The following is a 14865-nucleotide window of genomic DNA, read 5'->3' on the forward strand; positions in this document are numbered from 1 at the left end:
AATGCCAGAGTTGCCCGAAGTAGAATCGGTGCGCCGCGGGGTGGAAACCTACGTCGTGGGCCAAGAGATTACGGCGGTAGACATTGCGCACCCGCGGGCGAACCGCGGCCAAGATGAGCCGCTCGCGGGCCTTATAGTGGGCAAGGAAATCGCCGCGGTCGCCCGCCGCGGCAAATTCATGTGGCTGGAATTCGTGGGGGAGAACCCGATGGATAGCCACCGCGACGTGCTTTTTATTCACCTAGGCATGTCGGGGCAGCTGCGCATCGGCCACACCGACTCCCCGCATCGCCGCATCACGGTAGAGCTCAGCGATGGCACCGAGCTGCACTTCGTGGATCAGCGCACCTTTGGATACTGGCTGTATGCGCCGTGGTCCAAGATTTCGCATATCGGCTTGGATCCATTGGAACCCGATTTTGATATCGCCAGCGCCGCGCGCCGCCTGCGGCAGAAGAAAACCGCGGCAAAAACGGCGCTATTGGATCAAACGCTGGTATCTGGCATTGGCAATATCTACGCAGATGAAGCGCTGTGGGCAGCACGTATTTCACCGCGCAAGAAGGCTTCTGTGCTGCGTCAGAAAGACGCGGTGGCGCTATTAAGCGCGGCGCAGACCGTGATGTCGGCCGCCCTCAAAGCGGGGGGAACCAGCTTTGATTCTTTGTACGTTAACGTCAATGGTGAATCTGGCTATTTCGCGCGCTCGCTTGCCGCCTATGGCCGCGCTGGCCAGCCATGTTCCCGCTGCGGCACACCTATTGAGCGGTGTGTAATCGGGGGACGCTCGAGCCATTATTGCCCCCACTGTCAATAAGCCTGCACCCGTGAGATTCACGTTGTGCACCTTTAGGCAGTAAATTAATTCGCATGGAATTTCTCGAAAATGTCGTCACGACATTTAACGATGGCGTGTGGACATACATCCTGCCCTGGCTGCTCATCGGCGCAGGCCTGTTATTTGGCGCTCGCACCGCGGTGGTGCAGATTCGCAAGGTACCCGATATGCTGCGCGCCGTCGTCGAGCGCCCCAAAGGCGACGATGAGGATGAGGGCGCAGGCAGTGGGGGAATCTCCGCGTTTAAGGCATTTACCATTTCTGCGGCATCGCGGGTGGGTACCGGCAATGTGGCCGGCGTCGCGGTGGCCATCTCCGTAGGTGGGCCTGGCGCCGTCTTTTGGATGTGGATCATCGCCCTGCTCGGTGGCGCGACCGCCTTTGTGGAATCCACCCTGGCGCAGCTGTGGAAGGTGCGCAATGGTGATACGTACCGCGGCGGGCCGGCCTACTACATGAAGCGCGGGCTGGGCTGGGGCCCGCTCGGCGTTCTTTTCTCTATCGCCATCGTCTTTACCTTCGGCTTGGTCTATAACTCCTTCCAGACCAACGCCATCGCAGAGGCCGTGGCCTTTTCCTTCGGCCGCGAAGACGATGCCACCTTTGGATCTATCGTTGGCATCATCATCGCGATTGCTGCGGGCCTCATCATTTTCGGCGGCGTGAAGCGCATTGCGAACATTACTCAGGTAGTCGTTCCGTTTATGGCCCTGGCGTACCTGCTCATCGGTGGCTTTGTGGTCATTACGAACTTTGACAAGGTCCCGGGCATGCTGGGAGATATCATCGGCCACGCGCTTGGCTTTAAGGAAATCGCCGGTGCGGGTATCGGTACCGCGATGATGAAGGGTATCCAGCGGGGCCTGTTTTCCAATGAGGCAGGCGAGGGTTCTGCCCCTAACGCGGCGGCTACCGCCACCGTCTCCCACCCGGTAAAGCAGGGCCTGGTGCAGACCTTGGGCGTGTACTTCGACACCATCGTGGTCTGTACCATTACCGCCTTCCTGATCTTGCTTGGCCCGGAAGTTGCCTACGGCGAAGAGGCCGAGGGTGTTTCCCTGACGCAGGCGGCCTTGTCCGCCGAGGTTGGCCACTGGGGAATTCACTTCGTCAGCTTCATCTTGTTCTTCTTGGCCTTTTCTTCCATCTTGGGCAACTACTACTTGGCTGAAGCCAACCTGGAATACCTCACCACCAATAAAACGGTGCTGCAAATCTTCCGCCTCGTGGTGCTGTTCTTCGTTTGGTTCGGCGCCGTCGGTTCTTTGCCCTTGGTCTTCGCCTTGGCGGATACCGGTGCGGCGACGATGGTGATCCTGAATATCATTGCCATTGTCCCGCTATCCGGCGTGGCCATTCAATTGCTAAAGAACTTCAACGAGCAGCGCAGTAAGGGAATCGATCCGGTCTTCCACCGCGATATGCTTCCGGACGTGCCCGGCGTGGAGTGCTGGGACGGCTCCGATCCCGTGACCCGCCGCAGCGATGCTGATCGCAAAATCTTGCGCGATCGCGGCGAGGCCGATCGCTATTAATATCGCTATTAATGAGGAGGGTGCAGTGACATGGAAAGAATGACCGCCTTTGTGCACGGCAACGTGCAAGGAGTAGGCTTTCGCTGGTGGACGCGCTCGCGCGCCCTGGAACTAGGCCTTGCTGGGCATGCGACCAACCTGGCAGATGGCCGCGTGCAGGTTGTTGCTGAGGGCCCGCGCGCAGACTGCGAGAAGCTTTTGGAACTTTTGCAGGAGCAACCGAGCACCACCCGCCGCCCCGGCAGCGTCGATCTCGTGGTCGAGCAGTGGGCCGCTGCGAAGGGTGAAAGCGGCTTTGTCGAGCGCTAATAGCCAACCCAATGCTTGCTATAACTCGTGTCTTAACGGCTTGCTAGACTATCCCAAATGCACCTGAAATCGCTGACGCTCAAAGGCTTTAAGTCATTCGCGTCGGCGACGTCTCTCAAATTTGAGCCGGGCATCTGCGCCGTCGTCGGCCCGAACGGTTCCGGCAAATCCAACGTGGTCGATGCCCTTGCCTGGGTCATGGGAGAGGCCAGCGCGAAAACCCTGCGCGGCGGCAAGATGCAAGACGTCATCTTCGCTGGGACAGGCGACCGCAAGCAATTGGGCCGGGCCGAGGTCACACTCACCATCGATAATGCCGATGGTGCCCTGCCCATCGAGTACTCCGAGGTCTCTGTGACCCGCCGCATGTTCCGCGACGGCGCGAGCGAATACGAAATCAACGGGGCGAAGGCCCGGTTGATGGATATCCAGGAACTGCTTTCTGATTCCGGTATTGGCCGGGAAATGCACATCATCGTGGGGCAGGGCAAGCTTTCTGAAATCCTGGAATCGCGCCCCGAGGATCGCCGCTCCTATATCGAGGAAGCCGCCGGCGTCCTCAAACACCGCCGCCGCAAAGAAAAAGCCCAGCGCAAACTTACGGGCATGCAGGCCAATTTGGACCGCCTGCAAGATTTGACGGATGAGCTGGGAAAACAACTCAAGCCCTTGGCGCGGCAGGCAGAAGCCGCCCAGCGCGCGGCGACGGTGCAGGCAGATGTACGCGATGCGCGCCTGCGCTTGGCCGGAGACCGCATCGTCGGCTTGCGGCAAAAGCTTTCCGATGCCGAACGCACCGCGACGGCCCTATCCACCCAGGTAGAAGAGACCACGGCACAGCTCGAAGAGGCGACCGAGCACCAAATGGAGCTGGAAACCCAACTAGAGGAGGTCAACCCGCAGGCAGAAGCCGCCCAAAAACTGTGGTTTGATCTCTCCACCCTGTCCGAGCGCATTGCGGCGACCCAGCGAATCGCAGAGGAGAGGGCGGATAATGCTGGGTCCCAGGTCGCCTATGCCGGCCAGGATCCGGATGATCTTGAGGCCAAGGCGACGCGCGCGGACGAGGAGCACGAGGCGCTCTTGGAAGCGGCAGAAGAAGCTGCGGAGCGGTTGGAAAGCATCAGGGAGGAAGTAGCGGAGCGTCGGCAAGCATTCGAGGCCGCAGAGCACGAACATATGGCGCAGGTGCGCGCTATTGCGGACCGCCGCGAGGGCGTGGTGCGCCTTTTTGCCGCCGAGGAAAAGGCCGCGGGGCAGGTGGCCAGCGCGGAAGAGGAGTTGGCGCGGCAGGAAGAGGCCGTGGCCTCGTTGCAGCAACGCACTCAGAACGCGCAGGCAGAAGCCGCTGAGGTAGCGCAGAAGCTGGATAATTATGCTGCGGAGCGCCAGCCTTTGGAGGAAGCGCATACGCGGGCTGCCAGCGAGTCGGGCGCTGCCGATAAGCGCTTGGACCAGCTCCGCGATGCCCAGCGCGAGCGCGAGCGCAGTGTCTATACGCTGCGGTCCCGCATCGATACGCTATCCCAGACTATCCCTGAGCCGGTCGAGGTAGATGAGGAATTCCAGCCATTGGCCGCATACATTTCTACGACCTACGAGTCAGCGGTTGCGGCCGCCTTGGGCACCTTCGCTGAAGCACAGGCGGGTCAGCTGACCGAAGGGTTGATTGCGCATTTGGAGAAGGGCCCGCGCTCGGCGCTGCTGGATGCGGCGGCGACCGCGCCTGCAAGCTCGTGGCGCGTCGATGCCGATTTGCCGCCGCAGACCTCCTGGCTGCTGGATCACATAACGGTCCAACCTGCGGTTTCGACGGCATTGCACCGGCTGCTTGCCGATGTCGTCCTCGTCCCCGATATTGCCCACGGCCGGCGCCTCGTCTCCGATGATCCGCGCCTGCGTGCCGTGACGGTTTCCGGCGTCGTCATCGGCGAAGGGTGGGTCGAGGTCGGTACCGGATCCTCGTCTACCGTGGAGGTCACCGCCCGCATCGCGGAGGCCGAAGAGGAGCTAGAGCAAGCCAATCAGGCCCTGGACGAGCTCTCCGGCACCCTGGAGGGAGCAAGGATTGCTGCCGAAGATGCCCGCGTGACGGCCGCGTCCGCGAAGGCAGCTTTGCGGGAGCACGATACCGAGGTTGATGCTTGGAAGCGCGATCACCACCGCTTGGAAAAGCAGTACGAGGCCAATAAAGCGGAGCTGGAAAAGTCCGCCCAGCGCGCCACCGAGATTGAGGTGCGGCTGCAGAAAGCCAATAAAGAGCTTGCCGATGCCCGCGATAGGCTCGCCCGCGTCGACGCCGAGGATCAACCAGACGAGCCCTCGTCCGCAGATAGGGATGCCGCCTCGGCCGCGCTGGAAGAAGTAAAGTCCATGGAAATGGAGGCCCAAGTTGCCGCCCGCTCGGCGCAAGAGCGCGTGGGCCAAGTTGCCGGCAAGGCCGATAGTTTGCGGCGCCAGGCCCAACACGAGCGTCAAGCGAAGGCCCGCCATGAACAGGCCATGGCCCGCCGCAAGGCGCAGGGGCAACTGGCATCGGCAGTGACACGGCACGCACAGGATTTGGCCGCGCGGGCAAACCAGCTTTTAAGTCGCGCCACCTCTGAGCGCGATGAGTTTGTACACGAGCGCAACTCTTTAAATTCCCAATTGCAGCAGGCCAAGCAGGCGGTATCGGCCGCACGCCAAAATAGTGACCGGCTAACGGCGCGGGCGCATGAAGCAGAACTGGCGCGCTCGCAGGCGCAGGTGCGCCTAGATGAAGCGGAGAAAAAGATTGGCGAACAGCTGGCTATCGCCATCGCTGAACTCTTGCGCGATTTCACCCCGGGCGAAGACTTTGACCGCAGCGCGGAAAAGTCGCGGCTGCAGCAGGCGGAAAAGGATTTGAACTCCTTGGGCAAGGTCAACCCCTTGGCCTTGGAGGAATATAAGGCTCTGGAAGAGCGCTACAGCTACCTGTCCACGCAGCTCGATGACGTCATCCAAGCCCGTCAGGATCTCGCCGGGGTAATTTCGGATGTGGATAAGCAAATCCTGCAGCTCTTTACCGATGCCTGGCGGGATGTGGAGGCAGAGTTTCCCAAGGTATTCAATACCCTCTTCCCGGGTGGGGAGGGCCGGTTGATCCTTACCGAGCCAGAAGACATGCTCACCACCGGCATCGAGGTAGAAGCCCGCCCGCCCGGTAAGAAGGTCAAGCGCCTATCGCTGCTTTCCGGCGGTGAGAAATCCCTTACCGCACTGGCCATGCTCGTGGCTATCTTCCGCGCGCGCCCCAGCCCGTTCTACGTCATGGATGAGGTCGAGGCAGCGCTTGATGATGTGAACCTGCGCCGGCTTATCGCCTTATTCGAGGAGTTGCGGAAGGATTCCCAGCTCATTGTCATCACGCACCAGAAGCCCACCATGGATGTGGCCAATGTCCTCTATGGCGTGACCATGCGCGGCGATGGCATCACCCGGGTCATCTCCCAGCGCATGAATCCAGCCGGACTCGCGCCGGGAGCCGAGCAAGCAAGCCAGGATGCAACGCGGCTTGGAGTTGATGCGCCGCAATCAACGGAATAAAAGATTTCCCCTCCCTTATGTGCCGCAAGCCCGAAAGGCTGGCACTATAGAGACATGAATTCTTTATGGTTATGGATCGGCATAGCAATCGTTGTCATTGTGCTGATTGTCGTCTTTATTGCAATCGGCAAAAAGCGCGGTGAATCGAAGAAGGTTTCTTTCGAGAAACCCAAGGAAGAAGAGCCAAAGCAGCTAACCCAAGAGCAAAAGTCCGGCAATTACCAGGCGAAGTCTGGCTTCAACTTTGCCCCAGCGGGCGCGAAAGAAACCGAGAAGGTAGCGCAGGAGAAGCCACAGCAGGCTAAGCAGGAGCAGCAGCCGGAAACTTCGGAGCAGTCGGAGCCCACCGCCACCGATATCGCAAACGCCCAGCTCAACGGTGAAGAGCCGCCGACAGCCAAGCGATCTGCACCGGCTAAGGATAAAAGCACTGCACCCGAAAAGGCAGCCAAGCAGGATAAGGACACAGGAAAAGACAACGGCGCTGGCGATGAAGCTAAGGCCGATTCCGAGTCTGCTTCCACTCCGGAAGCCAAGTCCAAGCCTGCCGCCGATAAGACCGAAGGTAAGGGTGCTGCCGGTACGGCCGCAGCTGGGGGAGTCGGCGCCGCTGCTGCTGCAGCCTCTGGTGACCGCCAGGAATCCGCCGCAGATGATGCAGATAAGGAACCTGCAGATCAGGCAGAGGATCAATCTGATAAACCGGCTTCCGCGCAGGCTTCCACACCTGCTTCTGGTGAGAAGGAAGCAGAAGAAAAAGAAGCAAAGGGCAGCGAGCAATCCGCCCCAGCTGCTGCCGAGAAACCTGCGGCAGCGAGCGCAGGCGAACGCGGCGAGCCGGACCATGAAGAAAAAGCCCCAGAAGACGTTGTATCCGTCGAGGCCGCCGAGGTAGAAGATGAATCGCCAGTCTTTGACGCGGTGGTAGATGATAAAGACGCAGACCACATCGAAGAACGCGTCGATAGCCACGAGGAAGCCGAAGAAGCCGCAGCTGCAGCCGATGCACAAACGGATGCGGCGGAAGCGGCCAAGGAACAAACGCCTGTACCAGATGGCGAGCCTGCCGCGACGGGCCAGCCCACCGAGGACATTGCTCCGGCGGGAGGCCGCCTCGGCCGACTGCGCGGCCGCCTCTCTCGTTCCCAGAACGCCATCGGCCAAGGACTGATGGGGATCCTTTCCGCCGGTGATCTGGATGAAGACGCCTGGGAGGAAATCGAAGATACCCTCATCATGGCGGACCTTGGCACCAAGTCCACGATGAAGGTCACCGATTCTTTGCGTGACAAGATCGCTGAGCGTGGCGTGTCGAGCGAAGAAGAAGCACGTGCGATGCTGCGTGAATGCCTCATCGAGGCCTGCCACCCAGAAATGGATCGCTCCATTCGCGCGATGCCTAATGACGGTAAGCCGGCCATCGTGATGGTCGTGGGCGTTAACGGCACCGGTAAGACCACCACCACCGGTAAGCTCGCCCGCGTCCTCGTATCGATGGACCACAGCGTATTGCTGGGTGCGGCAGATACCTTCCGAGCCGCAGCAGCCGATCAGCTAGAAACGTGGGGGCGCCGCGTGGGCGCCGAAACCGTACGCGGCAAGGAAGGCGCAGACCCTGCCTCCGTGGCCTTTGATGCCGTGGCCACCGGTGTGGAGCAGCAGGTCGATGTCGTTTTGGTTGATACGGCCGGCCGCCTGCACACCTCGACCGACCTGATGGATCAGCTGGGCAAGGTCAAGCGCGTTGTAGAAAAGAAGACCGAGGTTGATGAGGTTCTCTTGGTCCTCGATGCCACGGTGGGCCAAAACGGTCTGGCACAGGCACGCATTTTCCGCGAGGTTGTGGATATTTCCGGCGTGGTGCTTACCAAGCTGGATGGCACGGCGAAGGGCGGCATCGTCTTCCAGGTGCAAGAAGAATTGGGTGTTCCAGTCAAGCTTGTGGGCTTGGGTGAGGGTGCCGATGATCTTGCACCATTCGAAGTCGAAGGATTTGTCGATGCCTTGTTAGGCGAGAAATAGGGACTCCTTCAACCGGCTTAGATAACTCCCCAGGACCCCGGCTGCTTACAAAAGCGAGAAAGCCGCGGGCGCTGGGGAGTTTTCTCTCGCCGATGTGCCGTGCATGTATGCCCCGCGAGCATGGGATGCCCTGAATTACTGTGATCTGGATTGGGTTGGTGAGCAATGGTAATCTGGTAGGGCTGTATTTAGTGATTCGGTGCGAAATTCGCACCAATCCAAGACCAAGGTTCGTGAGGCAAGTATTTCGTGACGCTACTTTTTGCTGTCCTCCTTGCGGCATTGGCAGTGATCTTGGCACCGGTGACCGTAAAGGTCATGGACCGACAGGCAGGCTATCCATTAGCTGGCCTTTTTCTCATTGCAGCGGTGCTCATTGCTAAGGATTTTTCTGCCATTGCAGCGGGGGAGGAACTCAGTTTCCAAGCCACCTGGGTACGCGATTTTATTGCACCGGGGGTTGACGTAAGTTTCGCTCTGCGTGGAGATGCATTGAGCATCTTCTTCGCCATGTTGGCTCTTGTCATTGGCGCTGTCGTGTTGACGTACTCGGCAGCCTATCTCCCTAAAAACGAGGGAAATACGAGCTTTTATACACTGATGACGGCATTCACGCTGTCCATCTTGTTACTGGTTCTGGCCAATGACGTTGTTGTCCTATTCCTCGCCTGGGAGCTTGTCTCCTTGGCATCTTTCATGCTCATCGCGCGTTCTGGCTCTGGGGGAGAGGCAGGTTCCCAGCGCACCTTAATTCTGACGTTTATCGGTGGCCTTACGCTATTGACGGCATTAGGCATTGCCGCAGTGACCACTGGTTCGACCACCATTTCTGAGATCCTCGCATCCTCGGTATGGGATGAACGTCCAGGTGTGACCGCAAGCGTTGCCGTGCTAATCGCGGCTTCTGCCTTTACCAAGTCCGCTCAATTCCCATTCCACTTCTGGCTGCCAGAAGCCATGGCCGCCGCTACGCCAGTCTCGGCGTTCCTGCATGCCGCGGCCGTGGTCAAGGCGGGCATCTACTTGCTCATTCGCTTCTCTACGATCTTTTACGGCGTCGCGGTGTGGAACTGGGTGCTCATCGTCGTCGGTATGGGCACGGCGGTAATGTCCGCAGTCTTCGCGGTACAAAAGACGGACCTGAAGAAGCTGACCGCTTATTCCACCGTTTCCCACCTGGGTTGGATTGTCGCCACTATCGGTGTCGGCACCCCATTCGCCATCGGTGCGGCACTGGTACACACCTTGGCACACGCGCTCTTCAAGTCCTCGCTGTTCATGCTCATCGGCGTCATTGACCATGAAGCAGGTTCGCGCGATATCCGACGCCTTGGCCCGCTGTGGAATAAGATGCCGTGGACGTTTGGCTCTGTAGTCATCGGCGCCGCATCCATGGCTGCGGTACCTCCACTGCTGGGCTTTGTGTCCAAGGAAGGCATGCTCACTGCCTTTGAGGATGCCCCCATTGGCGGCGCAGGCCAAGCAATCTTGCTTGCCGTGGCAGGAATCGGTGCCTTCTTTACCTTCACCTACTCTGCAAAGATCGTCTTCGGCGCATTCTTCGATGGGCCACGGTCCATGGACGATGTCCACGAAGCCCCAGTTTCCCTGTGGATTCCTGCAGCGCTACCGGGCTTTATGTCCCTGCCGCTCGTCTTCGTCCTGGGCATTTTCGATGAGCCTTTGGAGCATGCCGTTGGCGCCGTGGGCATGGAAACGCATGCTCACCTTGCGGTATGGCATGGAATCAACGTGCCATTTATCATTTCGATCCTCGTGCTGGTAGCCGGAATTGCGGCCATCTTTGTCCGCAAGAAGATGTGGCCGGCTTTCGAGGGACGCAACTTCATGCCGCGCAGCGGCAACGAGCTCCTGCAAAGCCTGCAAGATGGCTGCGCCAAGCTCGGCCAGGTATTGGGCAAAATGTCCGATTCCCACAATCCGTCTCGCCACATTTTGCCGATTGTCATCGTGGTTATTGTTCTTGCTGGTACTACGTTGTTCGGCGAGGGAGTCGACGGCGTACCGCTGCAACCGCGCGTCGATGGGCTAGACAACCCGTGGGACCTTCTGCCTTTGGGCATTATTGCGTTGTCCGTATTCGGGCTGGTGCGCACCAAGAACCGCCTTACCGGCGCCGTCATGATCGGCATTGCGGGTACAGGCGTTACCTTGCAGATGTTCCTCTTGGGTGCACCGGACGTGGCACTTACCCAGTTCATGGTGGAAGCACTGTCTGTGGTCGTCATGATGATGGTGCTGCGTTACCTGCCAGAGACCTTCCAGCCGGTTACGGATAAATCTCGCAGGGTGGGCTCCATCGTCATCGCCGTATTGGCCGGTGTTGCGGCCTTCCTCGGAGTCTGGGGCCTGATGGGCCGGCACGAACGCTCGGACCTGGCGCTGTGGTACCTCGACAAGGCACCGGATATCACGGGTGGCGATAACGTCGTGGCCACCATCATCGTGGAATTCCGTGCACTCGATACCTTGGGCGAGCTGTCCGTGCTGGGCATGGCCGCCGTCGTTATCGCAGCCATTACCACCACGCTGCCGCGCTTCCCGTTCAGCTCGGGCACGCGCCCGGCGCCGTTCGGCCAGTCACAGCTGAACTCCGTGCCGCTGCGCAAGGGAATCAATATTGTCATTCCTTTGCTCATCATCATGTCCGTCATCGTGTTCTTCCGCGGACACAATTCTTCCGGCGGTGGATTCCCAGCTGCGCTCATCATGGGTGCGGCCATCGGACTTACCTACCTGTCCCGCGGCTCCGATGAAATTGTCTTCGGCCGCATGACCCCCGTGCACCTTACCGGTATTGGCATCATTACCGCGCTGTTGGCAGGCTTTATTGGCTACTGGCACGACGGCTTTGGCAATGGTGGTTTCCTTACCGCCTTGCACGGTGAGGCCCTTGGCCAGCACTGGACGACGTCCCTCATCTTCGACCTCGGTATTTATCTGGCGGTGCTGGGTATGCTCACGATGGCCATCAATGCCTTGGGTGGCTACCTCAGGCCTGGTACCGAGCGGGACTACCTGCCATGGGTCCATGATGATGACTCGGCCCTGCCGGCGACGCCGCGGATTGCCGTTGAGGATGCGGACGATCCGTACCCAGACCCAATCAACCCGTCGACGGATCCGCTGGCTTTGCTCAGCCCCAAAGAGGCAAAGACAAAGACAAAGCAACGTCGCCGTTCTAACGCCAACCGAGGAGGGGAGAAGTAATGATTCTCGCGTTAACAATCGCCATCCTCATCGGTGGCGCCGTCTACCTCATTCAGCAACGCGGCTTGGTCCGCATTGTACTGGGCATGATGGCATTCGGCCACGGTGCCAACCTGACCTTGTTGGCCACTGGCGTGTACTCCTACCGAGGTGAAGCCTTTCCCTCGGAAGTCCCCCATGACCAGATGGCCGATCCGCTACCGCAGGCATTCGTTCTAACGGCAGTTGTTATCTCCATGGCAACCTCGACCATCCTGTTGACCATGGCTGCAATGGGCAAAAACGATGACACCGATGTGGTGGAACCCGTCGATGACAACACCATCGACCACGCATTTTCTACCTTGGGCCGCGATGCCCAGAATCGAGCAATCTTGGAAGAATCCGCAAATGAGCTCGATCGCATTGGCCGAGTAGACCACGACACCCCTGTGGCTGAGCGCGGGGTACAGAGGAAGAAGGAGGATGAAAAATAATGGCTGATGTTGTAGCCCAACTTCTTCCGCTTTTCCCGGCAATTCCCCTCATTGCCGCGGCTCTTGCCTTGCTGGCGCCGTGGCGCGCCGTCCGCGATGCGATCATGCTCATCATCCCTGGAGTCGGTGTCTTCGCCGGCCTGGGGCTGTTGATCTACACCATGAACAATGGGGTAGTGGCACATACCGTGGGCCTCTACGTAGGCAATGTGGGTATTCCTCTCGTGGCGGATGCCTTCTCCGCGCTGATGATCATCACCACGATGATCGTTGCCTTTGGCGCCAACTGGTTCGCCATCGTGGGCGGGGAGACTAAATCCCGTTATTACCCTTCGCTCACGCTGATTCTTATCACCGGTGTGTGCGGTGCGCTCCTGACCGCTGACCTCTTTAACTTCTTCGTGTTCATTGAGGTCATGCTGCTGCCGTCGTACGGCCTTATCACCATGTCTGGTACGTGGTCGCGCCTGGCAGCTGGTCGCGCGTTCGTCCTCGTTAACCTTTTCGCCTCCACGCTGCTGGTGGTTGGTGTCGGTTATATCTATTCCGTCACCGGCTCGGTTAACTTGGCCGCCCTGCAGGGAGCCGCCGCCGGCAACGGCCCGGTGACCGTCGCTGCGGGCATTATTCTCATTGCGATTACCGCCAAGGCTGGCGTATTCCCAGTGCAGTCCTGGCTGCCGCGTACCTATCCTGGAACGTCGGCCGCGGTGATGGGGCTCTTTTCCGGCTTGCACACGAAGGTTGCTGTGTACATGCTTTACCGGCTGTACGTGCAGCTTTTCGATCTTGAGCAGCGGTGGAACGTACTCATCATCGTCCTCATGCTGATCTCGATGATGATCGGCGCCTTTGGTGGTCTGACCGAAAAGACGATTCGCCGCGTGCTGGGTTACCAGATGCTCAACGGTATGCCGTTCATCTTGGTGATGCTGGCCTTTACCTCGGAAGACCCAAGCCGCGCTCTGGCCGCCGGTATCATGTACACGATTCACCACATGGTGACCGTTGGCTCGTTGATCCTGGCGTCCGGTGCTATCGAGGAAACCTACGGTACGGGTGATTTGACCAAGCTATCCGGCCTCGCGCGCCGCGATACCATTATCGCCTGGATTTTTGCCGCCGGTGCCTTTTCTGTGGTGGGCTTCCCGCCATTCTCCGGCATGTGGGGCAAGCTCATGATCGTCTTCGAGGTTGCCCGCAATGGCGGCGCTTGGGCCTGGATTGCGATTGCCGCCATCATCATCGCCTCCTTCGCGGCATTCTTGGCGATGTTGCGCGTCTGGCGCGAAGCCTTCTGGGGACACGATCTGCCCTCGGACAAGGTTCCCGATGAGCTCATCATCCGCAAGAAGCTGATGGCGCCTTCCGCAGCGCTCATCTTGGTCTCGCTGGGCATGTTCATTTTCTCCGGCGTGGTTATTGATGCGGTGGAAACCGCAGCCGAACAACTGCTGGACACGACGGCTTATACTGACACCATCTTGGGCGATGACTCAGCCGCACTACCTAATATCAATGACATTCAGGAGGGCCGATAAATGCATGCCGTAGCTTATGCACTCTGGCTCATCAAGGAGATTTTCGTTGCTGGGTTCACCCTGGCGATGTCAGCATTTAAGCCCGATAACGAATACCACCCGGTGATCATCCGGTACCCACTGCGCGTTACCAGCGCCTGGGAGATTTTCTGGTTCACCTCTTCCATTACCGCTACCCCAGGCACGCTGTCTTTGGGACTGCGCGAACCACCGCGCAAGGGCTTGCCCCGCATCGTGCTAGTACAAGCGGTACAGGGTTCCGATCCTGCAGCGATCGTCGCTGACTTGGCCGATATGGAAGAGCATTTGGCACCGCGCGTGAAGAGCATCGACTATGGCGTTCCTGGGCAAGGGGATACGACGGAGCTCGATGAGGCTTTCTATGAATTCCCCTTGGATACCCTGGGCCGCTATATGCGCTCGCCGGATCTCGCGCGGGCGGAGGACACTCCGCTTTCGGAGAGCCAGGCGGACGTCGAAAAGCCCAAGCACCTCGCCCGGAAAATTCAACGCAGAAAGGAGACCGACCGATGATTGATTTTGCAACATTGTCCCCATTCGGTTGGGTTGTACTGGTGTGCGTGTTCATCATGGGCGGGGCAGCCTGGTGCGGGGTGCTATTAGCGCTGCGCACCCGTGACGAGCTCACCCGCGCGGTGATGTCAGACATTGTCTTTTACGGCATGATCTGCATGTACCTCGGTTGGTCAATGATCAATAATGCCCCATTGGCCTATGACATTGCCCTGATTGGCGCCATCGCTGCCGGTATTTTGCCGACCTTGTCTATGGCCCGCATTATTTCGAAAGGGCGGCGATAAGCCATGGCTGTATACGAGATTATTGCTTCGGTTCTGCTCATTGTGGCCACGATCCTCGTGGTGGCAACCGTGGTCTCCTTGTGGCGCGCACCGGATGCCTTGACCCGTGCCAACCTGATGGGTCCGACCGTGGGTTTGGCGGTGCCGCTTATTATCCTCGCCAAGCTAGTGGTGGATTTTGGGCAGGATGGCTTTTCACTAGGCCTCCTTATCAAGGGCCTCATCGCGTGCTTTGGTGTCTGGATTATCGGCTCGGTGGGTTCGTTCTACCTGGGGCGTTCCATCTACGGTGTTGCGGTTACTGACGTTAAACACGCCAAACACAATAATGAGAAAATTCAGACCGTCTACGCTGATGAAGACGAAATCTAGGGTTATCTTTCCCTAGTGTGCAGCGCGGGTTCGTACTTTCTCCATGGAGGATGTACGGCCCGCGTTTCTCCTGTGCTGCCGGGGTGTTTAACGCAGTGGATGCAGTTGTAATTGCAGATCGTCACCGTAATTCGGGCACATTCGGAAGTT

General features: G+C 59.0%; 11 protein-coding genes. All 11 read left to right on the forward strand.

Annotated elements, in window-relative coordinates; genetic code table 11:
* The first annotated feature begins 1 nt into the window (after nucleotide 1).
* The 11 genes from mutM to QP891_RS00505 all read left to right on the forward strand — a co-directional run bounded on the left by mutM (nucleotide 2) and on the right by QP891_RS00505 (nucleotide 14715).
* The gene (gene mutM / locus QP891_RS00455) at nucleotides 2-817 is read left to right on the forward strand and encodes a bifunctional DNA-formamidopyrimidine glycosylase/DNA-(apurinic or apyrimidinic site) lyase (RefSeq protein WP_284769569.1); all 816 of its coding nucleotides are present in this window, start codon (nucleotides 2-4) and stop codon (nucleotides 815-817) included.
* A 53-nt stretch (nucleotides 818-870) separates the two neighbouring features.
* Complete coding sequence (locus QP891_RS00460) at nucleotides 871-2373, forward strand: alanine/glycine:cation symporter family protein (protein WP_284769570.1); 1503 nt, start codon at nucleotides 871-873, stop codon at nucleotides 2371-2373.
* 30 nt (nucleotides 2374-2403) lie between these two features.
* Nucleotides 2404-2682, forward strand: coding sequence for an acylphosphatase (locus QP891_RS00465; RefSeq protein WP_284769571.1), 279 nt, complete (start codon nucleotides 2404-2406; stop codon nucleotides 2680-2682).
* 57 nt (nucleotides 2683-2739) lie between these two features.
* Nucleotides 2740-6252 carry a chromosome segregation protein SMC gene (gene smc, locus QP891_RS00470; protein ID WP_284769572.1) on the forward strand — a complete coding sequence of 1171 codons (3513 nt, stop codon included), beginning with the start codon at nucleotides 2740-2742 and terminating at the stop codon, nucleotides 6250-6252.
* A 54-nt stretch (nucleotides 6253-6306) separates the two neighbouring features.
* Nucleotides 6307-8274 (forward strand): signal recognition particle-docking protein FtsY, encoded by a 1968-nt coding sequence (ftsY, locus tag QP891_RS00475; protein WP_284769573.1) that lies wholly within the window; start codon nucleotides 6307-6309, stop codon nucleotides 8272-8274.
* Nucleotides 8275-8523: 249 nt separating this feature from the next.
* Entirely contained in the window at nucleotides 8524-11505 is a 2982-nt protein-coding gene (locus QP891_RS00480) for a DUF4040 family protein (RefSeq protein WP_284769574.1), read from the forward strand.
* The gene (locus tag QP891_RS00485; RefSeq protein WP_284769575.1) at nucleotides 11505-11981 is read left to right on the forward strand and encodes a sodium:proton antiporter; all 477 of its coding nucleotides are present in this window, start codon (nucleotides 11505-11507) and stop codon (nucleotides 11979-11981) included. Before QP891_RS00480 ends, QP891_RS00485 begins: the two co-directional genes overlap by 1 nt.
* Complete coding sequence (locus tag QP891_RS00490) at nucleotides 11981-13522, forward strand: monovalent cation/H+ antiporter subunit D family protein (protein ID WP_284769576.1); 1542 nt, start codon at nucleotides 11981-11983, stop codon at nucleotides 13520-13522. Before QP891_RS00485 ends, QP891_RS00490 begins: the two co-directional genes overlap by 1 nt.
* Entirely contained in the window at nucleotides 13523-14056 is a 534-nt protein-coding gene (locus QP891_RS00495) for a monovalent cation/H+ antiporter subunit E (protein ID WP_005278609.1), read from the forward strand. It abuts the gene before it with no gap.
* The gene (locus QP891_RS00500) at nucleotides 14053-14343 is read left to right on the forward strand and encodes a cation:proton antiporter (RefSeq protein ID WP_005278611.1); all 291 of its coding nucleotides are present in this window, start codon (nucleotides 14053-14055) and stop codon (nucleotides 14341-14343) included. The genes QP891_RS00495 and QP891_RS00500 overlap by 4 nt, the downstream gene beginning before the upstream one ends.
* Before the next feature lie 3 nt (nucleotides 14344-14346).
* Entirely contained in the window at nucleotides 14347-14715 is a 369-nt protein-coding gene (locus QP891_RS00505) for a Na+/H+ antiporter subunit G (RefSeq protein WP_005283678.1), read from the forward strand.
* Nucleotides 14716-14865 lie beyond the last annotated feature (150 nt).

Origin of the sequence: Corynebacterium sp. MSK310, assembly GCF_030227355.1 — a bacterium.
In the GTDB taxonomy this organism is placed as follows: domain Bacteria; phylum Actinomycetota; class Actinomycetes; order Mycobacteriales; family Mycobacteriaceae; genus Corynebacterium; species Corynebacterium rhinophilum.